We start from the raw sequence: 24,352 nt of genomic DNA on the forward strand, positions 1-24,352 counted from the left end.
CATGGGGTGGAAAGAGGTAGATGAGAATTTGGCAAAAAGAAAATCACAATCAATAGCGAATGTGATGTCTAAAGAGGCCAATGATTCACAAAATTCAATTCTAATTAGTGCAAATGATCTTGGGGTCGTAAGAAATGGTGGTCGCCGCGGAGCAGCTTTAGGCCCTCGTGTTCTAATCTCTCAATTACAAAAATTCGCAAATCATCAGAAGATAAAAAATATTTCTTTAATTGATATTACAGATCAAAGTGAAGATGACTTCAACCAAATGCAAAAGAACTCAATTAATGAGATCAGCAAAATAAAGTCACAGAAAATTATTCATTTAGGTGGAGGACACGACCATATCTATCCTCTTGTTTCAGGACTGAAGTTCAACAACCCATTAATCATTAATATCGATGCTCACTTGGATACACGAGATGATGAAATCCATCACTCAGGAACTCCCTTTAGACAATTGGCAAATGAAAACAAAATAAAGCTGCTCCAAATTGGTATCCACGAATATGCTAATGTTTCTCAAAACTACCAAGGCATAGAAATGGATGTCATCGATACGAAAACCCTTAAACAAAAATCTAATCTCTTTAGAGACGTATCTTTCTTAAATAAAGTTTATGAAAAGCACGATGGCGATATTGTTTTTAGTATCGATGCTGACGCTATTGCTGGTTGTGATATGCAAAGTGTGAGTGCAGTAAACCATGATGGTATTCCATTTGAATTTTTAAGAATGCTAGTAGACCAGTACCAACAATATACAAAAGACAAGAAACAGACCCTTGGTATTTATGAATACAATCCACTCTTTGATGAATTGTCTGCAAAAGATGCCAGAAGCCTTGCCTCTCTCATTTACGATTACTTAATTTGAAAATAAAGAGATCGTTTTATCTAAGGCCGTTTGTTCATCTTTAATGGTGATTTTCTTCTGCGTAATTTCCCATTTGGGACTTGCAACTTTCTTTCCTTGTTCTGACTTATACTCCCAAGGATAGTCCCCAATAAATTGCATAGTTTTCTTATCAAAAATTACGGCATAGTAAATATTTACAATATTAAATGTTCCCGCTGCTCCTGTATAATAAATGACAAGCTCATAATTTTTACCAACGTCTTTTGTCTCGACAATTTTACTCTTACCAGTTCTCTTTGTAATTTTTGCTTTGATTTTCTTAGAGTTCTTATAGTGAAGCCAGTAGTCTCCATTATCGTTTTTAATAGACCAGTCACTTACATCAGCAAAAGCTGCGCAATTTATTAAGAATGTGAGTGTAATGATTAATTTTCTCATAAGCGAAACGGCGTCCTTACTGTCCAATGCCAATCATCACCACCTGTGATTCTTCCATCGGTATCAATTGGTTTATAAAAAATATGCCTCTGTCTTTTCCAGTGACGAGCAATTTTTCTGCGATCGCTACTGTTATTCTCGTTATACATTGGATTTGCTTGTCTTAGAGAATCTCCATTAACTTGCACATTCAACTCCCAATTATCTTGGTTGGCCCTAAAGCCATCGCCCCATGCACTGTCACTCGGCAGCATCCAATTAGCGTGGTAATGATAAACGTGGTTCACTTCTGGATCAGGTTCAAACTCAGCTGTTTGAAACTGCATATAAGCATCAATAGCTGAACCAAATTGTTGATTTCGCCCAGGGTACATCATCTGTTTCCAATTATCTTCACCTTGGTTGTACATAGAAAACTGCCAAGGATCCAGAGCAATATCCAGCGCATTGGTTCTGGTGATTCTCCCCCTTCTCGCATCATCCTCAATGACATTACGAACGCGGTTATCAATCACTTTCATAATCATCATCATTTCTTCCGGATGGCTACTTTCTTCAGTCTGTATATCACGTGCAAGAATTCCGGCCTCACCTTGAGAGGTGAAAACCATTGCAGCAAAGTGCTGCTCTTGTGGCCTAAGATAACGATACATATTTCTAAAGACCTGACCCCTGTTCTTAACAGAGCCTTGGCGAGTAATTGAATTTTGAATACTTCGAATACAGCGTGTTAGTTTTGATTTTGTGACATCATCACCAGATGAAAAACTTTGACGATTGGCCAACACCTCGCAACCAGGCTTCCACTCCTGATTACTAATAACTGCAGTACTTGGTTCTTGAAAGAAGTCTCCTGCGTTAACACCTTCCCTCTCCTCTCCTTCACAAGGAGCATTAGGAGGCTCTCCTGCCGTACTGATCGTTTGTTGAAGCCTAAGAGCATTATAAGCAGTTGCAGTATCAAGTGCTGACTTAAGATACTTCTTAGTTACTAAGAACTCTTTTGGATTTTCCACACCATCAACTTCAAGCATAACTTTATAGGCCCAACTATTTTGGCCGACAATTCTAACTTTTATTGATTTATTATCGTTACTACTAGGAGCTTCAATACGATGTGAATATCCAGAGCTTGGATCGTAAATATCAAACGAACGAACAACATCAAATTGAATCTCTGAAATATCTTCAGAAGACAAGTCAATTGCTAGAAGATTAGAATTAACGAGCACAAACCATAACGCAAATAAATAAAACCTCTTCATCAACTTCCCCTACGCACCAATACGTCAACAATGATGATAACACGATGTAGTACAAAGAGTGAAAAAGAGGCTAAAATTGCTTGGATTACGAAGTTTTGCTAACAAAAATAGTGGGCAGCAGATCTATTTCAGCTGCTCACCATCAGTTAGAGCATGCTTTAAAAAGTAAACTAAATCGCTTTTTTGAGAGTTACTGATCTGAATTTCACCATTTTTAAAGATTGGATGAGCAGCATCCTTCTTCTTAAAAAGCATATATGGATTTGTCTCAACAAATAGAATTTTATCAAAATTCTTTTTAAATGAATTAATTACCCAAGAGCTATCGTAATGATCTAAGGCCTTAATCCCAGCACGGTAGTGCTCAACAACTTCTTCTAAGGATCCGTAGGCTCCGGAATGAAAATAAGGGGCAGTTAAGGCAATATTTCTAAGAGGTGGAATTCTAAATCGATAGCGGTCATATTCACGGCCAGTAACGAGAAACCTTCCCTCATCATTTTTGCGTGGATCATTCTTACCTGGGCCAATTTGTGGAGTTGCAACTGCAGCAAATCCACGCCCCCCCAAAAGAGTTCCAACATGACAGGCCACACAGCTTCCTGATTCCATAAAAACGAGGGCACCACGCTTGGCCTTTTGATTTAATGCACTCTTATCACCTCTTAAGTAATTATCCCAAGGAGTGTTATAAGCAGCGAACTCATGAGTTTCAAAGTGAGCAATGGCCTGTGCAAAATGACCAATATTTAATTCGTTCTTAGGTGTTGCTGAATAAGCTTCTTTAAAGAGCTTACGATACTTAGGCATAGCCAAAAGCCTACGCATGACAATTTTCCAAACCGCTTCTTCATTTGGAGCATTGGCAATATCGTTACTTCCTTTCTTTCCACGCATCTCTTCATGTGAAGTAATTGGAAACAGGGCCTGTGCGGCCAGTGCACTTCCTAAATTCTCAGTGATATCCCATCTTTCAGGATAGTCACCATTTAAGGCTTCAACTGGAGTTGTATAAACATCCCAATCCTTTCGGTAATGAACTCGGCCATCCCAAAACATATGTGTGATTTCTTCGTGACCTAAGTTATAAAGCGGTTGCGAGTTGCGCGGGATCACTTGTCCTTTAGAAATTAAGCGCTCCTTACCTTGCCACTTTCCACCTTCACCAATACCAACAGGTAACTTATCACCACTTCCAAGTTCAGGCATATGGCAATCGGCACAACTAATATTGCGATTTCCAGAAATCTCTTTCTCATTGAAGAGTTCTTTTCCTAATTTATAAAGCTCTACCTTCTTTCCCGTCGGCTTTTCAACGGCCTTTAAAAAGAAGCGCTCTGTGTAGCGTTTAAGCTTGATATCAAGTTGGTCTGCATGGCCGAAGCTCGCCACAAGACTCAGTGTGAGGATTAGAATTACTTTCATTGTGTGTGTCCCAAAATTGTGTGCCGGGAAATAGTAGAAAGAAAAGTTTGATGAGTCAAACACTTTTAGGTACGTGGTTCCTAAAATGACTTAAGGGACCGCGTACCTAAAAGATTATAAAGTTTCTAGTGGGCCAAAGAATTCGATGAATATCTTAGTTGGATCAACACCTAGCTCTAGAAGGTGTTTTTTCATCATGGCCATAAACGCACTCGGCCCGCAAATATAGAAATTGGAACTTAAATCAAAGCTTCTCTTCTCAAGGAAGTCTTTGGTGATAAACCCCTCATATTCATTATCGGCCAGCTCTTCACTGCTATTTTCATAAAAGTACAATGGTGCAAAGCACTTATATTTTTCACTTAAATCTGATAGTTCATTTTTAAATGCCTGAACCGATCGACTCTTATTAGCATGAATAAAGTCAACTCTAGGCTCGCCTTCTATAAGAGCAGCTTTTACCATACTTAAAAGAGGTGTAATCCCAATACCGCCAGCGAGAAAGACACTACCATTCTCAGACTTCTTATAAGTAAAATCTCCAACAGGAGCTGCAACTTCTAACGTATCCCCCACACTTAGTTTTGAATGAAGATAATTAGACACGTATCCATCAGGACTTCCTTCTTCTCTTTTAACACTAATACGAAGGAGGTCTTTAACAGGATAATCTGATAAACTATAATTTCTCATTGTCGTTATTCCATCATATGGAACTCGTACTGTAATATATTGACCAGCTTTAAATTCAGGAAGCTTTGAATCATCACTAGGCTTTAAATAAAAAGACGTAATGATCTCACTTTCCTTAATTTTCTTTTCGACCTTAAATTCCTTAAAATCCTCATAAGCTTGTTCATTATAAATACCTTTTTCAACATCTATTAAAATATCCGCCAAAAAGAAATATGCTTCTTTCCATGCATTAATAATTTCATCAGTGGCCGCATCTCCTAAGACATCCTTGATTGATGCAAGAAGATTAACTCCTACAATTGGATAGTGTTCCGGCTCAACTTTTAAAGCAGCATGCTTATTTGTAATTAAAGATACTGCATCTCCAAGGGCCTCGAGATTATCAATATTTTTAGCATACGCACAGATTGCTCCTGCTAATGCTTCTTGCTGACTACCTCTGTTCTGATGTGCACGATTAAAATAAGGAAGGACCTCTGGGTTATTCTCAAACATTTTTTGATAAAAATGTTTTGTTAGTAATACACCATTCTCTTCTAATACAGGTGCTGTTGATTTTACAATTTCAATAGTTTGTGTAGATAGCATACCAACTCCTAATCTTTGCCGCTTAATTATGTATTTTAAATACATATTTATAATACAAAGAACGAGCTAGCAATAAAAACATGTATTTTTAATATATATTTATAAAAAACAATAGGTTTCAGATAGATATATGCTAATAAAGAAGTATGAAATTAACTTCATATACTGACTATTCCCTTAGAGTTTTAATATTCTTAAGCCTAAATCACGAGCGCCTGTGTACTTCTAGCGAAATATCAGAAACCTACATGATTTCAAGAAACCATCTTGCAAAGATAATCCATCAGCTCTCACGCCTAGGCTTTATTAAAAGCTACAAAGGAGCAAGTGGCGGGATCAGGCTAGCAAAAGAGCCTAAAGATATTAATGTTGGTTTATTAATTAAAGAAATTGAACCTGACTTTAATATTGTGGACTGTTTTGTTGGTGACAAGAGCAAGTCACCTTGCCGACTAACACCTCACTGTAAATTGAAATCAATAATGAATGAGTCCTTATCTCTATTTATTCAGAACTTAGAAAAGTATACTCTTGAAGACATCGTTGAGAATCGAGAAGAATTACTTTCGCTATTTAGCTAACAGTATGTGTCGAAACGTTGTGCCATTACAAAATATTGAAATTTCTTTAGTATGTCACAATGAAATTTAAGAATATTAATATAAAAAAATACCTACTTTTTCCTGCATCATGGAAACTTATATCACTGAGCATATCACTAGGTATCCTCATGTTCTTTGCATCCCAGCTTCTATTGGGCCTAATCTCTTTAATTACTAACTTGGCCTTTAATCAGCAATTCTCTTTTCATCATGGTAATTTTGGCGACCCGCAGAGGTTAATTATTATATTTATGCCAATCATTGGTGCACTTATACTTGGCCTTATGGCAAAATATATTGATCAAGGAATTCGCGGTCATGGAATACCCGAAGTAATCGAGCGAATCGAATACCATGAGTCCCACATCCCCTTTCGCATACTTTGGCTAAGACCTATTGCATGTGCAATTTCAATAGGGACTGGTGGTCCATATGGTGCAGAAGGTCCTGTAATCGGTATGGGTGGCGCACTAGGTTCTTTTATTGCACGTACTTTTAGTTTAACAAACAGAGAAAAGAAAGTCTTACTCGCGGCTGGTGCAGCAGCAGGTATTTCTGCGGTGTTTGGGGTTCCCGTTGGAGCAATATTTCTTGTTTCAGAGCTATTTACAAGAGACCAAAGAATTGACAACCTATTCCCAATAGCACTTTGCTCCTTATCAGCCTTCTTGACTAGAGTATTAATTATAGGCGATGCCCCACTTTTTCACTTAGCTGATCTAAGCTTTCACTATGGACAGAATGCAACTCTTGCATTTGTCATTATGGCAATAGTAACAGGAATTACTGCGGCCTTAACTATCCATGCAGTAGAACTAACTGAGTGTATCTATGACAAACTACCACTTCACTGGATGTGGTGGCCAGTAATAGGAGTGATACCAGTATCACTACTTGGCTTTCTCTTTCCTTCAATCTTAGGTGCCAGCTACGAATTACTTCAATCACTATTTAATTTAAAAAGCAATAATTATTTTCTAGTCGAGCTTGCTGTAATTAAAGGAGGTGTCTGGGCCTTTGCAGTTAGCTCTAGAACTACCTCTGGCACCTTGGCCCCTCTACTCATATTTGGTGCTGGAATCGCGGCTTTTACATTTATGCAATTAACTATTCCCCTATCAATTTCACCAACATTAATCGGACTAGCGTCTCTAGTCGGAGCAGGAAGCTACTTTGGAGCAATTTCTGGTGCACCAGTCTCTTCAGCACTGATTGTTTTAGAAATGACAGGAAAGCTTGAATATTTACCACTTTGCTTTGGTATAACAATGATTGCAACACTTGTAACAAAGTCTCTCGTTAATAAGAGTATAATGCATACTCATTATTCTTAAACACTGACTAAATTATTTACATTTGAGCACTCAATGTGAAGACGATACAGAGCGCGCTTTAAAAAGTAGACCAGCTAAAGAGAGACCAGCACACAGGTGAGTTAACAATTAAGATTACTTGAAGCGTGGATTACGTAAATGTATAAAGACTGGTAAGGCTAACTTCACTTCGTGAAGTGTTGCTGATTGGGTGGTAATTACCTGAAGGGATATTCTAGATTGCATGAAAACCCTCTCTCCTTCGCATCCTGCTCGCTCGCACTGAGTTGCTCGGTGTCACTTCAATGAAAAGTTGGCTTAATTTGCAGCGACCGTACCCGAAGGCTCCCTTCGTGGTCGCCTCTGGGTTGTATTGCATCATTTGCTCCTGCAAATGCTGCAAACAAAAAAAGCCGGATCAATGATCCGGCTTCTTAAAGAGAGACATTTTGACGGAGTGAAAAAATCCTTTTTTCTGCTCCAACACACACACGCTTTATATAAAGCAAGGCCCGTGCCAACTTTCACAACACGTTGACGCATCGAAAAGTCACTGAAAATAAATACATCATGAAAATCGCGCCGTCATATTTATGACTGACACGCATAGACAAGGCGTTACTTAATTGACTTTAAAAAACGAGACAATTTCATCATTCCAATATCGCATGCTTCAGTTTCATCTTCAGCACCAAAGACTTGATCAACATACTTAAATATTTTCTTTGTCTCTTTAAAAACGATAGCGACTTCTGCGTTGAAACCATTGTTTGTTCGGTTAACTTCTATCTGACCAAGTAAATTGTCATTATTTTGTAAAGTCACATAAAATTCTTTCGGATAGTCGTTTTGTTTCATATACTTGGTGTATCTAATACAAAGGAGAAAGACAATGAAATTTATAATTGCTGGGCTATTGTTTTCTAGCATGACTTTTGCAAACTGTTTTGAATATAGCAATGCAAACACTGAAATAAAATGGACTGCATATAAGACAGCTAAGAAAGCTGGCGTTGGCGGTGCCTTTAAAAAGTTTGAAATCAAAACAACTAAAAAGCAAGGAACAATTAAAGACCTTGTTAAAGGTGCTCGATTTACAATTGATGTAAACTCAGTTCATACAAAGGATACATCTCGTGATGCAAAGATTGAAAGATTCTTCTTTAAGGATATGAAAATCTCTGGTGTTGTGAACAAGATCGATAGCAACTATCTTTATATTGATATGACTCTTGCAGGAAAGACAATGAAAGTTCCTATGAAGTATGACATTGAAGATGGTGAGCTTGAAGCAGAAGGAACAATCGATGTTCTTGACTTCGCTCTAAGCGAAAATCTAGCTGCCCTAAACAAGGCATGCTACGCACTTCATGAAGGAAAAACTTGGAGTGATGTTCAGATTGAAATTGAGTCAAAATTTTCAAAATGTAATTAATTCCTAACCTAGCTTCTATCTCAAATACATAGGCCAAGCTTTATGAAGACTTCATCAACTTGGCCTACACATAGATTAATAAAATTTGTGATGAAAAAGACCAACTTAAAAATCTTAACACAATCTCAACTTTCCTAAGCCGAAAGTAATTGCTACTTTATATCCAACACAAAATGTAATTTAAAAGAACAATAAACCTCTCCTCTTTCTTACAGCACAGAGTAATAAAGTTTAGAGTACACACTCGCGGCAGGCCCCTGAACCTGCCGCGATTCCAACGGCTTTATATAAAACTTACAAGTAAGATTATACCTAACATAAGTAATGGAGTAGCAGTTTTTAAAACTTTAAAAAGGAATGGGAAGTCTCTAAAGTCTCTATTGATTAGACTCTTATCAACGCGAGAAACCTCCGTTTCAAAAGTTAGCTTATTGCTAAAAATATCAATATGACCTCTTGATATTTGTTCGCGTGGTATATAAAAATTTAAATCAAGTTTTTTAAAAGGCCTTTGATTAAAAAGAAGGGAGCGAGCAGAAGTGTCAGGCCGGTTGATATCAAGGTCAGCCACACTTGTTAAAAGATAAATAATTGTAAATGTAAATGCTATAATTGCAAGATTTGTAAAGGCACTTACACTCTCTTCGCTTCCTATCATATCAGTCGTAAAGCTCAAAATAGAAAAAAAACCGAGAATCCAAGAGGCATATCTCTCTCCACGAGGAAGTCTAGTTGACCTTTCAGCAAGCCAAAGTTCAATTTCACTTTCAAAAGAATTGATATATTCAAGAATAGAAATAAACTCATCACTTTCTCGAACGTCTGGACGCTCTAATATAAAACTACAAAAGTGGTCAATTTTTCTAGTTAATTCATGAGTTCGATAAGTAGTCCACTCAATAGGAGAAAAGTTATAGCGGGTAATACTTCTCAAGAGTGAATTTGCCTCTTTTTTAAAGTTCACAAAAGTCTCTTTTGTTGCTTTCAACTCAAGAAACTTCATTGTTTTAGATAGCTCCATAGTTGCCCTTGTAAGCAATTCATCTTCTTTTCTCACCTTTTCAACAAGCCTGGATAAGGTAAATCCTATAATAATAGAGAAAATTCCTGTTAAGACTTCAGTACTTGGTGAAAAGTCTAGGCCCTGAATATATTTATACGGAGAATAATAAACAAGAGAAAATAAAACTAGAATCAAAATCGTCTTATCCATTGCGGTAAAATAGGACTTTAAATTTCTAATAAAGTAAATAACAAAAGCAACTGATACCATTGCCATTACAGTAAGATAATTAAGATCGATATCAAAACAATACTTTGTTACAAAAAAGCCCAAGAATACACTGTATATAGTTAATGAACTTTGTTGAGCAAAGCTCTTACCTCGCATTGAAAGAGAATAAAGATGCTGTGCTAGAAAAACCTGAATAAAAGCAAATAAGATGGCCAATGATAAAATTGTTGGAGACAGAGTGTAAGTTTTAAGATCAAAAAGACTACATATGAGAAGCGACACTGAGATAGCTATAAAAGATCTAATACATAAAGAGAAATACTTAGGGTTATATTTTTCAATATCAACTTTATCCTCAACTGCCCTAGCTGTTATGATATTACTGTAATTACGATAGATAAATGAATGAAGAGCTCCAAACAATGCACTTAAGAGCGACAAAAAGATTATTTTTGAATTTACGACATTTGATTCAAGAGATTTGTAACATAGAAAAGGAATAAATACTGACCAAAGAATAATGACAATTTCTTGATTTTGTAAAAATCTCCCCCCCTCTTTCTTATAGCTTTGAGCCCTGATTAAAAGAAATAAGAGAATTGGCCAAAGGTAATTAAGTGTGATGATCTCTAATGAATTACCAATAAAAAGAATCAGAACAACATAATAAAGGCTATCTTTTGCACCTCTGAATATTCCTGCAAGTATCAAAAGAAGTTGTTCAGTAAAATTGAGGTTATTAAATACCTTAAAGGCATTTATTTTTTTGATGTATAGAATAAAAAAAGTAAATACGAAGATAAAAATGAAACTATAAACAATAATATTATTTATTCCAAAATTTGAACCGAACCAAATGGCCATTGGTGCTTCAATTCCCCAAATTATATAAGTCATTAGTGCATAAAATACAGATAATTCATTTTTATCTTTTAAAAAGTCAAACATAGCCCCTCTCAATTAAATATAATTATACCAATACTTGTTAGCTTTTCACTTAGGTATTATTTGCTTGATATAAAGAAGTGAATTAAAATATTTTTATGAAAAATAATTTTGAGCTTATCTCAGCAACCGAAAAAGACATCCAAGTAATTGTTGATATCAACAATTCAAGAACAAATCGTGAAGACAAAGATGGATTTATCCTTGATAAATATTCATATGATGAAACACTTGCAAAACTACAAAAAGGCATTGGTCTTTACCTAATTAATAACACCATATCAAATGAAACAGTCGGCTTTCTTGAGCTTAGCGATAAAGTAGATAAACGTATTCCTGACCAGCTAGAATGGGAAGATGAAGAAGTTAAAGAAAAATTTGTATCACTAAAGCCAAAGTATATAGATAGAATCTGTCTTCTTAATAAGGATAGTGCTAAAGGTGCAGGTTCTTTTACATATCGAAAAATGTTCCAACTATTTCCAGACAAAAACTTCTATGCTTTTATTGTGACCAAGCCAATTGAAAATAAAGCATCTGTAAGGTTCCATTTGAAAAACGGCTTCAAACATATTGCCACATTTAATAAAGACGAATACGCAGGATTTAGAAACTATCAATCTCAAATCTTTTTCTATCAAGCTTAAAAACTATAGAATAAACCGATTCCATAATTAACCTTTTTATAGTCTTCTTCAATATCCTCTGTGTGAACACGTATCTGATAACCCCAAGGAGTCTGCTTATCGCGACGAGAATTTGAAAATAGCTGTCTCCAAGTAATACTTGCACCGATACTCTCCTTGTTTTCGATTTTTTCCTCGTCACCATTATAATAATTATAAGAGGCCTCGTTTTTAGTATAAGTAGCAGCAAAAGAAACTTCACTATTAAAGTCTTGCCAAACGTTTACGCCGATAGCTCCACCACTTTTTATACGAACGATACTTTCAAGGCCAGGTTTCATATTTGATAAATTATCATCCGGTGAGTTACTCTTTAGATTGTAGTTTATACTTATAAATAATCGTCTTGAAAGAAATGCGTATTCTAATTCTATGGGAAGTAGATAAAACCCATCTCCTGTTAAGGGTGATATTGCAATAGTCCAAGCCCGATCCTTAAGAACTTCGGAATTCTTAGACTGTTGATTTAAATCTTCAACTGTATACTTCTCTAAATCATCTTGTGAACTCTTTTGACCTTTAACATAGGCATTAGCGTAATCATCTTTTGTAATAATTGCATCGACATAACAGTCATAATCATTTGTTTCGTTTCTCTCACACCATGCTAAAAAATTATCATATTTAACTTCGACGGTTTTTCTATGAACCTGTGTCAGGGATTTACTCTTTACTTCAGTAAAGCTTTCAGCTGACGAATTACTTCTTGAGGTTAGCGATGGAAATCTTAAATCAATAAAATTTGAAATAGCATTTGCCTTTGCATTCTTAAGTGCGATCTCACGACTACGAGATTGACCAACTCCAAGGAATCTTATACGCTTTCCCTTTTCTATTTTTACACTTGTACGTTTTGTCCAAGAAGGTCTTCTTACCTCATCTCCAAGTGTAGTTGATGGGATAAAAAAAAATGATAAAAGAAGTATTTTTAATTTTTTCATTTATGTTTCCTTTAACAAATTACTTAAGAAAGTTATAAGGGATAACAACTTTTACGTAATATCGTATTACTGTAGTCTCCTCAGGTTCTCTTATTTCTACGACCTCATACCATCGTGAAGTAACCTTTATTCTTTCTAAAGTTGATTTAGTCTGTGTATTTGAAAAGCTTGATATGAATGTCTTATTAGAATTTGTATCCAAGTATGCCGTATCATTTGAGCTAATGATTTGCCTAATTCGTTTTGAGATTAGGACGTTGGCCTCAATTTCCGCTTTCTGGCGTACCATATTCAAATTCAGTGAAGGTTGATACTTAATTTGAAAGACACCAACACAAGTTAATCTCTCGCTTTCCTCAACACATGGGGTCTGTTCTGTCGCCCAACTAGGTCGATCGAGATCCTCCATGGTGTACAGGACGTTTTGATGTCCTGCACATGAGATAAATATCAGAAAAATTACAATTCTTATCAAAAACACCTTCATACACAACATGATACACTAACACACAACGCAGCGCAATACAAATAATTTATTTTATTTTAAAGTAAGTGTAAACATATAGAAATAGGTAGATAAATCCACTAAAGACTTAAGAAATATCAATTATTTACGATACGTAAGTCATGAAAAATCTAGTGAGTATTGATTGGTTCAAATTAGTATATGGATCAGCTATAAAACAATTAACAACAGAAATTGCCAGATATCTTAACCTAAGTGAAGATTCTGCTGAATATAAAAAGCTTTTAGATGATGTAAAAGTTAATGAAAATCAATTATTAACTAATCCAAAAGAAGCAACAGAGGCCCTAAAGTTAATATTTGACTTTATCATAAATCATCATGAAATTAAGTGGAAGGCCATTACTAATTTTTTTCATTACAAAGAAATATTAAAACTTAGCGATAAAGCTTTCATTCAAGATGAAAGTTTGGGGATATTTTTAAAAACTTCATCATTTCAAAACCTAAGTCTTGAAAACAAGAAAGATATAATATTTCTAGTCACACAAATAATGATGTCTGAAGATCATTATATTGATAATAGAGAAAAGAAGATCTTACGACAGTTACTAGATGAATTGAAGTTTAACGAAGATATCATATATTCATATGCATTATTTCTATCTAAAGTATATCCTAACTTTAATTTAAATAATGAATCATTTACGTTACAAGAAAGAAAAGATGTAATAAAAATAACACTATCAATCCTTTATCTCGATAGTGAAATAGATAGTAGAGACAAGTCGAAAATCTCTCAAATGATCAAAAGGCTCGGACTTAGTAAAGACTGCTTAGACTCAGAAGACTTAATAGTTTTTGAAAATGAAAAAGAAGACGTTAGTAGAGCGATAAAGTCAATGAGCTCGATCGAATTAACGGCAACATTCTTTCTTACTTTAGAGACTGCACTTCTAGATAACAAGTTATGTAACGTAGAAAAGAAGTACCTATTCGAAATAGTGAAGTCATTAATAAACAAAACAACTGATAAAACAGTTGGGATCTATGCTCATCTCTTCTTAACTTCAATTATCATAAGGTATGATATTCCTAAAGATATTATTCCACTTATTGAACTTATTAATCAATTTATAAGTAGAACAATTCCTAATACGTACAACCGATTTGAATCACTTGCCCTGGAGCTAATTTATTTTAACCAAGATGAGAGAGTTAGAAATAAGCTTAAGCTGCTAATCAAATGCACAAATCACAACTTTGTGTGTCCAGATGAACAGGAAGCAATCACTGAAGGTTCTGAAAAAGTTGTCGAGGAAATAAAAAAGTTACAAAACCTTCACTTCAATGAATCGGTAATTAAAGAAATGAATTCAAATAAGAAACTAAATCAAACTCAAAGAGCTTTAATATTACTATTAAAAAATAGAGAAATGGTTTATTCAATGGAGTCTATGAGTGACACAATTGAAGATTTTTTATTAGCAGAGGTTTATTTAAGAGCAAATGCAAGTAGTCGTGATAATCGTGCATACCAATTACCAAAGTTACTTCAAGGAGTGAGAATTAAAAACTTTCCAGAGGAGCTAAAGGATAATATTTTAAATACTTGTTTTATACTATTTATGGCCAATAATAAAATCACAGAAAAAGAAATTGCTGATTTTGAGGAGATAGTAAACAAGATCGATATGAATTACGATACATTTAAGAAATTAAAAAAGAAATTATCACTCTTATATATTCATCCTAATAAGCTTAACCAAATATTAAAATACGAGGATAAGTAGTAATGAGTTCACTAAGTTCAATTATAAATGCGTTTCAAAGAACTGTTGAAGAAAATGCAGCAGAGATAATAAAAATAGAAAAAAGTGACTATTTTGACTCTATTTATATTAGTGGTGCTAAAGCACATTCAAAATCAAAAACACTTGTTTCACAAGTATTTGGCGGTAGAAAAACGAGGATTATAGATATTGTAGATAAAGATTGCATAAGAGTAGATATTTCAAAAGTAGATCTAGAAGATAAAATTATTGAACATAAAGATTACTTAAAATACTTGGATGATAATAAGGATAAAGGGTGGTTTCTTGGCCTCTCAGACTTTGGACCTATTCACTACAGTTTCGAAAACTTTACACATGCTTATATAACAGGTGCAACAGGCTACGGTAAGAGTACCTTTTTCAAGCATCTTATGACTCAAACTCTTAATACATTAGATGATGTAAGTAACTTCATAGTAGATCCTAAAAGAGTTGATTACAAGCATATGCAACAACATAAGAATGTAGGTTTTTATGCAGATACAAAAGATCGTTGGAATGAGCTTTTTACATATCTATTGATTGAACTTAAAGCAAGAGAATATTATTTTAACAAATCATTTACGACTCCCCCCGTTAAAATAGATGAATACAAAAGAGAAAGAAAGAAACATAACCGCAATGATCTCCCTGATTTTAAACGTTTTTTTATTTGGATAGATGAGGCCCATGAAGTCATTGACATGAAGTCCTACTCTCCTCAACAGGATACTCTTAGGAATATCATTGAATATATTGCGCGCAAAGGCAGGGCCTTTGGAATACACCTAATTCTTTCAACACAAAGACAAAATGATATAATTTCAGCTGTACGTAATCAGTGCCAAACACACTTTGTTTTCTATCAAAACAACTATAGTTCACTGGAAAGTGATTTACTTACAAGTGAAAACAGAGGACCTTTAACAAAAAGAGTAGGACAACTACATTTTCTAGATGATAAGCTCGAAAGAAAAGAAGTTCTCACACCATACTTATCGCAAGATGAATGTATCATAATTTCAGCTGGTAACAAACAGAAAATCAAATCGAACTCTGACAACATTAGTTATTTTAAAAAGTTTTCCATCCACAACAGCTTTTTCAAAAACAACAAAAACCTTGAGAGATTATACTCTGGAGATGATCTTGAATCCCTGCATGTAGCTCCTCAAAACAATCGATCACAGAATGTATTTTCTACTTTTAAAAATAATATTCATAACGTAAGGACAACGAATAAACGTACAGAAAAAGATAAACAAGACAGTTCAAAAAAAAGACCAGACAATCTTCTTTCCGAATTTGAAAAGATGCTCGGTGAAGAAAAGTCACAAAATAAAAATCCAGAGAAAAATGTAGCCATGCTAGATGATGAAGGCAACCATAAAGTTTTCGAAGTTAGTCAAATCATGTCAACAAATAACAATTTCAATTTTGATAATATTGAGAAAGCCTACAAAGACCTATATAGAAACTCAAAGAATAACTTCTTAGGTTTTTGTAAGTCAATAGAACATAATCATAATTACAAAAAAGTCATTGAGTTCTTAAAATTAAACTCAATTGAGAATACAAATATCATCAACCTCAATAACCTCGCCCTTTCAGAAAAAGATAAAAAATTGTCAAAGAGGTTTATCGAAGAAACTAAGACCTGTATTCAATTAGGGAACAGAGCTCCGATGTTAATTATATCAGGTTCACAAGGGATGGGAAGAACCACAATTGCAAAATCAATAATGAATGAGATTAACATAAGAGTCATAAGTGACAAAGAAGCAGACAGATCACAAAACGATGATCAAAATACTATCGCAATTCTATTTACTTCTCAAGAAAGGGCACTACAACACTATCGAAATAATCAGAAAGGCCTTACATTGTTAATACAAGGTTACGAAAGAAGTGAAGGTTTATTTAGCACCCCTTACCTGCCAGACTTTAAATATCTTAAGGATTACCATTTTAATTTAGTCATAGAGGAAAGTGATTATGCAGAAGAGAAAACTTATACAAAGCTAATTACCGCTATTTTAAGAAAGCACAATTATATAAGTGACATTGACACAAAAACAATATCAATACTATCATCGGCAAATATACGAACGACACCACAGAAGCTAGATGCAATAATCTCTCACGCTCAACAAAAGTCAATTCAGTTAGATGTCAAGTTTGACTACGATATTCTGGAGCAAACAATAGAAGACTACAAAGATAAATTAGCACAGGAAAGTATAGGACAAATCGAAATTACAAAACCTTCTTTAGGACTAAAAGATATAATGATAGAAGGTAATAACAACGAATTACTACTAGATATAATCTCCAGAAGCAAGAACCTTGGAAAATTCAAATATCAATTTGCTAAAAAAATAAGACAAAATTCCAAAGTCGTTGCGTTATTTGCAGGCCCTCCAGGTACCGGGAAAAGCATGTCTGCAGAGGTTATTGCAAGTGAGACAAATAAAGACCTATGGAAACTCGACTTTGGTAAGTTACAATCAAAGTATGTGGGAGAAACAGAAAAAACTCTATCTCGTGTTTTTAAGCTAGCATCTCATGGAAATGCGGTACTACTACTTGATGAGTGTGACACTTTCTTAATGAATCGCCAAGAAGCAAATGAATTCAATAAAAAAATTGCAAATCATCTGTTAAACCTAATTGAAAACTTTAATGGTATACTTATTCTTACAACAAATTCCCCAACAGCAATCGATCCCGCTTTTTCAAGGCGAATTGATATCAAATGTTTCTATCAATTACCTTCTACAAACCTTCTAGCTGCAATGCTAGATCAACTACTCTCCCCAGATGCTCCCTTATCTGATAATTTCTCTTCAAAGAAAGTACTAGACGGAATCAATATATCAGGAGGAGTACTAAGGAGCGCAGTTGAGAGGATTATTGCAAAGATGGAGAGATTAGGACTTAAGGAAATTACTAATGAGCTTGCAAGAAAGTGCATCTTGGAGGCATTTGATGAAGATAAAATCATCAATAGCTCAAGACAGGGACAAATAAGTTTAATAAAGAACCCAGCCTAATTACTAGTATATAACATAGCGATACAAAATGGATAAGGCATAAACGTTGTCTTATCCATTTTTTGACACTGCTTCCTTATTCTTTCATCAGAACATTCTTCCATATCAAGACAACGTGAATTTCTCATATCTCTTCTTTTCATTAATTTTTTTGCCACAATAGGATCAATACCGGCTTTTTTAAGATATTTCGGATATATTGAACTCAAAAAAGTCATCTCGGCATTGAATTTACACAGAGAATCTTTTCCACAAAGTTCCCCCTTTATCTCTTCCATTAAGACTACTTGCTTATCAATACTCTCCCCTCGTATTTGAAAAATAAAGTCTTCCAATGACTCTGCAATACAAAGCGGAGTAAAGAGAACAGATATAATTAATAATTTAATAAAGTGTCTCATCAAGTTTCCTTAACTCATTATATTGGTGAAACCGAATCCATTTATATAATTTGTAATGATTAATATAAGAGTTATTCTGTCCTTGTAAAAAGTTTCTGAAGTTTAAAACGTTTATGAGTTTATTTAAATGACCTGTTAACTTATTAGATGATTTATTACGAAGCTGGAAGGTACTATCAAATACAACTTCTGCAAGGTTTAAGATGTCTTCATTATCTATATAAGAAAATTTAAAACTTTCTCCTAGACAGACTAGTTTAAAATTTCTCTTAACTTGTGTTCTATCACACAAGTCAGTTTCGGCCCATTCAAGATGGCTATATTTATTAGATAAATTACATCTCTCATCTTTTAAAAAATTATCATTATTTAAACAATAACGATAGAAGGCTTGTTTATTGATTTCATGACAACTTTTAATTAAATCACCTTTTAATCTTTCCAGCTCAGGCTTCAAAGAATTACAACTATGATAGTTTGACAATATAATATTCTCTTGACTGAGATTACTTTCATGATAACGACCAGAGACAAAAGCCTTAAAAGAAATGTTTTTCAAACGTTCTAGATTCTTCTCTGTAGCACCGAAGTAATTTATAAACAATTTAGGCTTTGTGATTTCACTCGAGACCTTTATTAAAGGATATTCACCCTTAACCAGTAAGCTTAGCTTATATTTAAAGCTTTTATATCTAGTTCGGATATAGCCTAAGAATTGAATGTTCTTTAATTCAAAAAAAGAAATATAGAATCTTCTGCCAATGTATAGAGAAAAAGGCTCACCTTCATAACGTCCTAAACATGGAAGGGGTTGTTTTTCTTTTTCTGAGGCTTCTGTGCTAGAAGCTATATTTTCATTATCATCATTTTTATAGTTTTCCAGTTTTTTCTGAGCACCACTGAAGTCAAAGCTCTTACCTTTTGTTATAACAGATTTTGGACACACATACTCCGCTTCTGTTATGGCCCTAAAGAATGGCAGAATCAACATGCTAGACTTCTTAGTTATCAATGGAGTCAGTATAATAATAAAATTAAAAGTCAGGACGAAATATACCTTACGATTATGTCTTAAGCTCATAAATATCATATTTATCAAGACTAGACATACTAAGAAGACACTAATAGTCTTCCAAAAATCACTACTTAGAAGTATCACGTATTCGTTCATAACTTTGAAGTAGTATAAGCCTAATAAATTGATGCTAAATATAAGCACATTTAAGACTGACTTCACATCACTCTCCAGTATACATCTTATTCATCACACTCATATGAACCTTATGAAATAATATTTCAACGCGTCTATTTGGTCTTTGCGCAATAATTTGGTTCCTACGTTTCAAACTAGGATTATATTCAACTTTAGGAAAGTTGTCAGAATGTCCACAAACAGAAATCATAAAGTTATCTTCAGTATTTGGCCTTCTATTTGGAAAATTCTCATGTCCAATCTCTTTATATATTTCACTTAAAAATTGTTGAACTTTCTTTGCTCTTGGTATGGCATAGCTATTCATGTTTTTATCAAAACTAGTCCCATCAGGAGAAGCATGGCCATTAACTGTAACATAATAATAGAAGCCATCTTCATCAGACTTTCCCAAAAGAGAAAATTTCTTTTTATATTCATCTGACAAAAGAAGATCTCGCAGTCTTTTCTTTGTCTGGTTTGTCAACTCAGTGCTTCCATTTTTATAAGCAGAATCACCTAATGTTATCTTAGTAAATGGAATAGCATTATTAATATCAATAGGTGCTCCATCTCCACCTTTACTACGCATCCATAGAACCAAAAACAAAATCATGACCAGCGTAACAAGGTCCATATAAACATCTTTCCATGATATATCCTCATATGTTCTTCTCGTAAACTTTGGCATTATACGTCCCTACTTTTCCTCTTATTCACAATGAAATGTAGATGGTTCTTACACCTCTCAAAATCATAATCAAGAGCATCTCTTTTAATTTTTAATCTCATTGAAAGAATTTTAAATAGAGCACTATAAATGGCACCATACAGAGTTGTTTTCATTGCTAATGCCATACCTGCTGTGATCATAGAGTCATCAACTGAGCCTCCCATTGATTTAAGTACTTGTACTATTCCAAAAACAGTACCTATCAAACCAATTAAAGGGGTTATACCTGCGATCGTATCTAAGACAGAAATAAAAAATGTATAAATCTCATGTGTATCATTATAAATAATATTCTCAAAAGTATTTTCAATGGTATCAAAATCCTCCTTTGACTCATATACTAAATGACTTGAAAGAGAGCTTTTATTAATTAGAGAATCGAAGTCATTGAGTTGACTCATATTATTCAAATAATAGTCATGCTCTACTGCATCCATTGTATTATTAAATTCAATTAATTGCGTTGCATTTGGTGTGATATGTGCATTTTTTAAGACACCTGCTGATATCCTCTCAAAAAATATAAAGATATGTGAGTCTAGATTATATAATAAAATACCAATTACAAGTGCAGTAATTGAAAAAAAGTACTCATTAATACTTGCTAAAAGTGCACCTAGCGCAAAGAAGAAAATAAGAAGAATAATTCCACGAATACCACCTCCCACAGTTGTCCAGTTAACTCTCTTACGCTTTGGTGTGTAATCAAGAAGATCCAAAAGTCTTCTATTTCCAGGGTTTAACATAGCTACTTCCTTAATTCTTTCATATAATTAATTAACTCTTTATTTGTATATTCAAATTCTATAGACTTTTTTATATCAACTGAAAGAAGAGAAAAAACTGCTACAACAAGAAGAACTCCAACACAATTTACGATATTCACCTTAGGGATAACGGCATCACTTTCTAAATAATCACTATAATAATTTGCCCAATATATACGTTCCTTAACCCCAGGGTGCTCACTTTTATTTTGGAACATCTCACCAAGTTTCTTTATAAGACTTTGAGGAATAAAATTATTTCGTTTTACAAACTCGTTTATGATCTCCTGAGAGATGAGTCTTGGATTTGAATAATGATAGTAACCTAATGTCCCTCGTGATAAATCCCTTAGAGCAATGATTAAATTATCATAATTACCATACCCCTTTGTTCCAAGGTCTGCCAGTAATTCACTCTTGCGACTTGAAAGCTTGATTAAGGCAAGGAAAAAGTTCCATACAGATAAAATAGCGTTCATAATAATTAAGAATAAAGAGTATATAAATGTGCCAACAAAAGGGATTAAAGATAAAACAGACAACGAGCGATTCACTAAATTCAAAATACCTAGAAAGCAATGACTATAAGTGTTTAAGACAAGAGCATAGTAAATATCAAGACGTTGTATATGATTATATTCGTGTTCTAAGACAGACTTAAGTTGAGAGGCCCAGCCTTCATCTAAAAGCATTTCTCCTATGACAACTCGGGGTTTAACAAATAATAGGCCATAAGTATAAGCAACTGGCTCTGGCCCCCTTCGCTTGTATAATTTAACATTTGAATAGCGCTCATCAATAAAGTCGCTCAAAAAGTATGGGTTATTGAGTCCAATTTGATCAATACTTATCTCTATAAGTTCACCTCTTTTTATGCTCATATATTCTTTATATAGTCTAAGACCGGTATTTAGTATCAATATAAAAAAGAAGAAGCTCACTCCCATCAAGCGTAAGTCGATATAGAATTGACTAGGGAACAAAATATTAAAAAGTAAATCGATCCCCCATAGAACAGGAATCCATACCGCCGATAAGAGAATAAGTAAAATAACTGTAGAGGCTCGCATAAAAACACATAATATAAGTGTTTCAACATACGTAATCATACGTTTTCTCACGACAGTAGAAAAGTTAAATGCTGGTATAAAAATATAGGAAAATGCAAAGTATATAAAAACTGCAAATAAAACATAGGAGATAGTCTTAAAAAATTCCATATCCATCAAATCAACTTCCTTGTTTTATCAAACCTAATAAATTCACTTTTTAAATCGTAACTATGAATAGATACTTTTTCAACGGCATACCATATCCCTTCATCATCTAGGCTAGAATGTAGTATATAAATATAAGGAAGAACTAGCCCCTGCTCTTTATCTAAAATTCTATTCAGCTCTGAGTTAATCTTTTTCCCTTTAATGAGATTATAATCATTAATAAATTCATGATACTCTACATCGCGAGTAATTTTATCACCTAGTCTTTTAACATGGACCTTTTGGTTCGTTGCATATCCAACAACCCAAATAACATTAGCTTTTAATTTATAAGTGACAAATATATTACTCAAGGTAATCGTATCCTTCTTTCTTTTTAATAATCTTATTAATACGCTCAACAAATTGGTCTCTAACTTCCTTAGACCTAAACCATTTATCTCGACATTCTATTTTATGTTTTTCAAATGAAGAGCAAATATGAAAAACACCTTTTGTAGACATTAACATCTCATTCTTATGCCTTTGGCCTTTCACGAGGTTAGCTTTCATAAATTTCATAAGAGACTTATTCTTTCGAATATCATCATAAGAAAGTGTTCGATAGGCTTCTAATAATTTGTTATTTGATAAATCAAATCCATTAGATATTCTTTTATCATCAGCCTTAGCGTTTTCTTCAGTTTTAGAGATCTCTTTCTTTTCTTTTTGAACTTTTGGAGTTTCAGGTTTCTGATTTTTTCTTGATTGCTCAAGTCCATAGAATAGTAAGGTAGAAAGAATTATCAAACCAATTACAAAAAGAACAAAGTTTACAATCTTATTCGAGAAACTTAAGCTCTTATTATCGATCTCTGTTATAGACTCCTGTGAAGATTCACTTTCTCTTGGAATATCTTTTGTATTGTATTTACAATTGATTTGGTTTAACTCTTTTATTAAATCCTTTTTAGTAGTAGGTGGCCCTTCTTGATAAATTGTGTTTGAAGTATTTTTGAAATCATCATTGAATTCAATAAAAGAAGTATTAATAAGCCTTAGGTTTCCTGCGCCGTCACAAATTCGACAAGAATTGACTTCAGAAAACTCCTTACCCAAACATTCTTGACATTCCCGTATATCAACTGAGGAAGAAGCGTATGTACCTATCTCATATTTTTCCATAAATAATATTTTAATACTCTACAATTTAAATACACTAGGAAATATTTTCAACAACTTATAGATTTAATTGAAGCGAAGTAGAATGACTATAGAGGGACTTATGAAACGAGTAAATATATCAATAGATGAATCACTCCACAAAAAAGTGCATGAAGATAATCTAAACTTATCGGCTTTAGTAAGAGAAAAGCTTGAAGACTTTTACTCAGAAAGTAAAATTACAGTATCAGTGACTCAAGAGATTCATGAACTCTACAATAAAGCAATGGCGCTAACTGGCGGAAGTGATGAAGAACTATCTCCGTACATCAGCGAAGCAATTATAAAATATCTTGCAAACAAGAAAGAAGATCTCAACAAAGAAATTGATGAGCTCCTAAAAAAACATCTCTAAGAACATACCTAATAATTGATCAAAAACTTACCCTAATATTATGCCTTTTATTAATAAGGTCATAAGAAACTAAGAAAAATAAGAGCTAAACCATTAAAACTACGCTAGCTCCTTGCGACACCATGACACAACGTGTTGACATGCACACAAAACCAGTATAACATACACATACAGACACAATAATACACACGGGAGAATTTATGAAAAAGTTATTTATGAATTTATTACTAACGGTAGCACTCGTCTCATGTTCAAGCTACAAAACCCTCTACACTATGGAAGATATAGGACAACCAAGTTGGGCAACAGAAGCTAAGACTTTTGAAGATGATGGGGACCACGCCTACTTCATTGGCGTTTACCAAACAGACTACAAAGAAAACACAAATATTAACCTAGTAAAATCCGCATCTGAAAATCTCGCATGGAGTGAAGTTACAAAGAAAATAATGAATGACATTGAAAATGAACAAAACTTAAATCTAGAAAGTCAGTCAAAGGATAAAATAAATCTGCTAGTGAAACAAATTTCAAAATCAATTATCTCTAAGGCCCACGTATCAGACCGCTGGTATAAAGTCATTGAAAGAGAAGTCGATGGGAAAAAGTTAAAGAACATCATTTATTACACTAGAGTTAAAGTTAGTAAAAATAGCTACCTTAAGACTTTAGAGAATACTAATAACTAACAAGAAAGGTCCAATGCAAAAAAGGGAGATAT

Annotated in this window: 24 protein-coding genes; 9 read left to right on the forward strand and 15 right to left on the reverse strand. The window is 33.9% G+C overall.

What is annotated here, in order from left to right:
• Position 1 precedes the first annotated feature (1 nt).
• Positions 2–877, forward strand: a complete 876-nt coding sequence (locus tag ACN5L8_RS03525; protein WP_419172310.1) for an arginase family protein — start codon at positions 2–4, stop codon at positions 875–877.
• On the opposite strand, the gene ACN5L8_RS03530 is transcribed toward ACN5L8_RS03525, so the two are convergent.
• From ACN5L8_RS03530 to hmpA, 4 genes are all read right to left on the reverse strand, one after another.
• Complete coding sequence (locus ACN5L8_RS03530) at positions 869–1,297, reverse strand: hypothetical protein (RefSeq protein WP_120405056.1); 429 nt, start codon at positions 1,295–1,297, stop codon at positions 869–871. The two genes, ACN5L8_RS03525 and ACN5L8_RS03530, sit on opposite strands and share 9 nt — an antisense overlap.
• Positions 1,294–2,562, reverse strand: coding sequence for a hypothetical protein (locus ACN5L8_RS03535; RefSeq protein ID WP_419172311.1), 1,269 nt, complete (start codon positions 2,560–2,562; stop codon positions 1,294–1,296). Before ACN5L8_RS03535 ends, ACN5L8_RS03530 begins: the two co-directional genes overlap by 4 nt.
• A gap of 123 nt (positions 2,563–2,685) precedes the next feature.
• A complete protein-coding gene (locus ACN5L8_RS03540) occupies positions 2,686–3,987 on the reverse strand; it encodes a cytochrome-c peroxidase (protein ID WP_419172312.1) in 1,302 nt (433 codons plus the stop codon).
• 114 nt (positions 3,988–4,101) lie between these two features.
• Entirely contained in the window at positions 4,102–5,271 is a 1,170-nt protein-coding gene (gene hmpA / locus ACN5L8_RS03545) for an NO-inducible flavohemoprotein (protein ID WP_419172313.1), read from the reverse strand.
• A 146-nt stretch (positions 5,272–5,417) separates the two neighbouring features.
• Between hmpA and ACN5L8_RS03550 the strand changes: the two genes are divergently transcribed.
• On the forward strand, positions 5,418–5,852 hold the full coding sequence (locus tag ACN5L8_RS03550) for an Rrf2 family transcriptional regulator (protein WP_120405060.1): 435 nt from the start codon (positions 5,418–5,420) through the stop codon (positions 5,850–5,852).
• A 59-nt stretch (positions 5,853–5,911) separates the two neighbouring features.
• Positions 5,912–7,207 (forward strand): chloride channel protein, encoded by a 1,296-nt coding sequence (locus tag ACN5L8_RS03555; RefSeq protein ID WP_419172314.1) that lies wholly within the window; start codon positions 5,912–5,914, stop codon positions 7,205–7,207.
• A 597-nt stretch (positions 7,208–7,804) separates the two neighbouring features.
• Here ACN5L8_RS03555 and ACN5L8_RS03560 read toward each other — a convergent pair.
• The gene (locus ACN5L8_RS03560; RefSeq protein WP_419172315.1) at positions 7,805–8,044 is read right to left on the reverse strand and encodes a hypothetical protein; all 240 of its coding nucleotides are present in this window, start codon (positions 8,042–8,044) and stop codon (positions 7,805–7,807) included.
• Positions 8,045–8,078: 34 nt separating this feature from the next.
• Here ACN5L8_RS03560 and ACN5L8_RS03565 point away from each other — a divergent pair, with 34 nt between their 5' ends.
• Positions 8,079–8,621 (forward strand): YceI family protein, encoded by a 543-nt coding sequence (locus ACN5L8_RS03565; RefSeq protein ID WP_419172316.1) that lies wholly within the window; start codon positions 8,079–8,081, stop codon positions 8,619–8,621.
• Between the two features lie 283 nt (positions 8,622–8,904).
• Here ACN5L8_RS03565 and ACN5L8_RS03570 read toward each other — a convergent pair whose 3' ends face one another.
• Positions 8,905–10,803, reverse strand: coding sequence for a hypothetical protein (locus ACN5L8_RS03570; protein WP_419172317.1), 1,899 nt, complete (start codon positions 10,801–10,803; stop codon positions 8,905–8,907).
• Positions 10,804–10,898: 95 nt separating this feature from the next.
• Here ACN5L8_RS03570 and ACN5L8_RS03575 point away from each other — a divergent pair, with 95 nt between their 5' ends.
• Positions 10,899–11,447: a hypothetical protein gene (locus ACN5L8_RS03575; protein ID WP_419172318.1), complete on the forward strand. Its 549-nt coding sequence runs from the start codon at positions 10,899–10,901 to the stop codon at positions 11,445–11,447.
• Here the strand turns inward: ACN5L8_RS03575 and ACN5L8_RS03580 are convergent.
• Both ACN5L8_RS03580 and ACN5L8_RS03585 read right to left on the reverse strand, forming a co-directional pair.
• Positions 11,444–12,427, reverse strand: a complete 984-nt coding sequence (locus ACN5L8_RS03580) for a hypothetical protein (protein ID WP_419172319.1) — start codon at positions 12,425–12,427, stop codon at positions 11,444–11,446. The genes ACN5L8_RS03575 and ACN5L8_RS03580 overlap by 4 nt on opposite strands.
• 19 nt (positions 12,428–12,446) lie before the next feature.
• On the reverse strand, positions 12,447–12,902 hold the full coding sequence (locus ACN5L8_RS03585) for a hypothetical protein (protein ID WP_419172320.1): 456 nt from the start codon (positions 12,900–12,902) through the stop codon (positions 12,447–12,449).
• A 152-nt stretch (positions 12,903–13,054) separates the two neighbouring features.
• Between ACN5L8_RS03585 and ACN5L8_RS03590 the strand changes: the two genes are divergently transcribed.
• Both ACN5L8_RS03590 and ACN5L8_RS03595 read left to right on the forward strand, forming a co-directional pair.
• Positions 13,055–14,686, forward strand: coding sequence for a hypothetical protein (locus ACN5L8_RS03590; RefSeq protein WP_419172321.1), 1,632 nt, complete (start codon positions 13,055–13,057; stop codon positions 14,684–14,686).
• Positions 14,687–14,688: 2 nt separating this feature from the next.
• Positions 14,689–17,760 (forward strand): AAA family ATPase, encoded by a 3,072-nt coding sequence (locus ACN5L8_RS03595; RefSeq protein WP_419172322.1) that lies wholly within the window; start codon positions 14,689–14,691, stop codon positions 17,758–17,760.
• Here the strand turns inward: ACN5L8_RS03595 and ACN5L8_RS03600 are convergent.
• From ACN5L8_RS03600 to ACN5L8_RS03630, 7 genes are all read right to left on the reverse strand, one after another.
• Positions 17,757–18,161, reverse strand: a complete 405-nt coding sequence (locus ACN5L8_RS03600) for a hypothetical protein (RefSeq protein ID WP_419172323.1) — start codon at positions 18,159–18,161, stop codon at positions 17,757–17,759. The two genes, ACN5L8_RS03595 and ACN5L8_RS03600, sit on opposite strands and share 4 nt — an antisense overlap.
• Positions 18,145–19,152, reverse strand: a complete 1,008-nt coding sequence (locus ACN5L8_RS03605) for a hypothetical protein (RefSeq protein WP_419172324.1) — start codon at positions 19,150–19,152, stop codon at positions 18,145–18,147. The genes ACN5L8_RS03600 and ACN5L8_RS03605 overlap by 17 nt, the downstream gene beginning before the upstream one ends.
• A 247-nt stretch (positions 19,153–19,399) precedes the next feature.
• Complete coding sequence (locus tag ACN5L8_RS03610; protein ID WP_419172325.1) at positions 19,400–20,044, reverse strand: hypothetical protein; 645 nt, start codon at positions 20,042–20,044, stop codon at positions 19,400–19,402.
• On the reverse strand, positions 20,044–20,832 hold the full coding sequence (locus ACN5L8_RS03615; protein ID WP_419172326.1) for a MotA/TolQ/ExbB proton channel family protein: 789 nt from the start codon (positions 20,830–20,832) through the stop codon (positions 20,044–20,046). The genes ACN5L8_RS03610 and ACN5L8_RS03615 overlap by 1 nt, the downstream gene beginning before the upstream one ends.
• Before the next feature lie 2 nt (positions 20,833–20,834).
• The gene (locus tag ACN5L8_RS03620) at positions 20,835–21,734 is read right to left on the reverse strand and encodes a M48 family metalloprotease (RefSeq protein WP_419172327.1); all 900 of its coding nucleotides are present in this window, start codon (positions 21,732–21,734) and stop codon (positions 20,835–20,837) included.
• Between the two features lie 344 nt (positions 21,735–22,078).
• The gene (locus ACN5L8_RS03625) at positions 22,079–22,426 is read right to left on the reverse strand and encodes a hypothetical protein (protein ID WP_419172328.1); all 348 of its coding nucleotides are present in this window, start codon (positions 22,424–22,426) and stop codon (positions 22,079–22,081) included.
• The gene (locus ACN5L8_RS03630; RefSeq protein ID WP_419172329.1) at positions 22,419–23,237 is read right to left on the reverse strand and encodes a hypothetical protein; all 819 of its coding nucleotides are present in this window, start codon (positions 23,235–23,237) and stop codon (positions 22,419–22,421) included. The genes ACN5L8_RS03625 and ACN5L8_RS03630 overlap by 8 nt, the downstream gene beginning before the upstream one ends.
• Positions 23,238–23,337: 100 nt before the next feature.
• Between ACN5L8_RS03630 and ACN5L8_RS03635 the strand changes: the two genes are divergently transcribed.
• Both ACN5L8_RS03635 and ACN5L8_RS03640 read left to right on the forward strand, forming a co-directional pair.
• A complete protein-coding gene (locus ACN5L8_RS03635; protein WP_419172330.1) occupies positions 23,338–23,631 on the forward strand; it encodes a hypothetical protein in 294 nt (97 codons plus the stop codon).
• A gap of 200 nt (positions 23,632–23,831) precedes the next feature.
• Positions 23,832–24,320, forward strand: coding sequence for a hypothetical protein (locus tag ACN5L8_RS03640; RefSeq protein WP_419172331.1), 489 nt, complete (start codon positions 23,832–23,834; stop codon positions 24,318–24,320).
• Positions 24,321–24,352 lie beyond the last annotated feature (32 nt).

It is taken from the genome of Halobacteriovorax sp., from assembly GCF_048381875.1.
Classification (GTDB): Bacteria; Bdellovibrionota; Bacteriovoracia; order Bacteriovoracales; family Bacteriovoracaceae; genus Halobacteriovorax_A; species Halobacteriovorax_A vibrionivorans.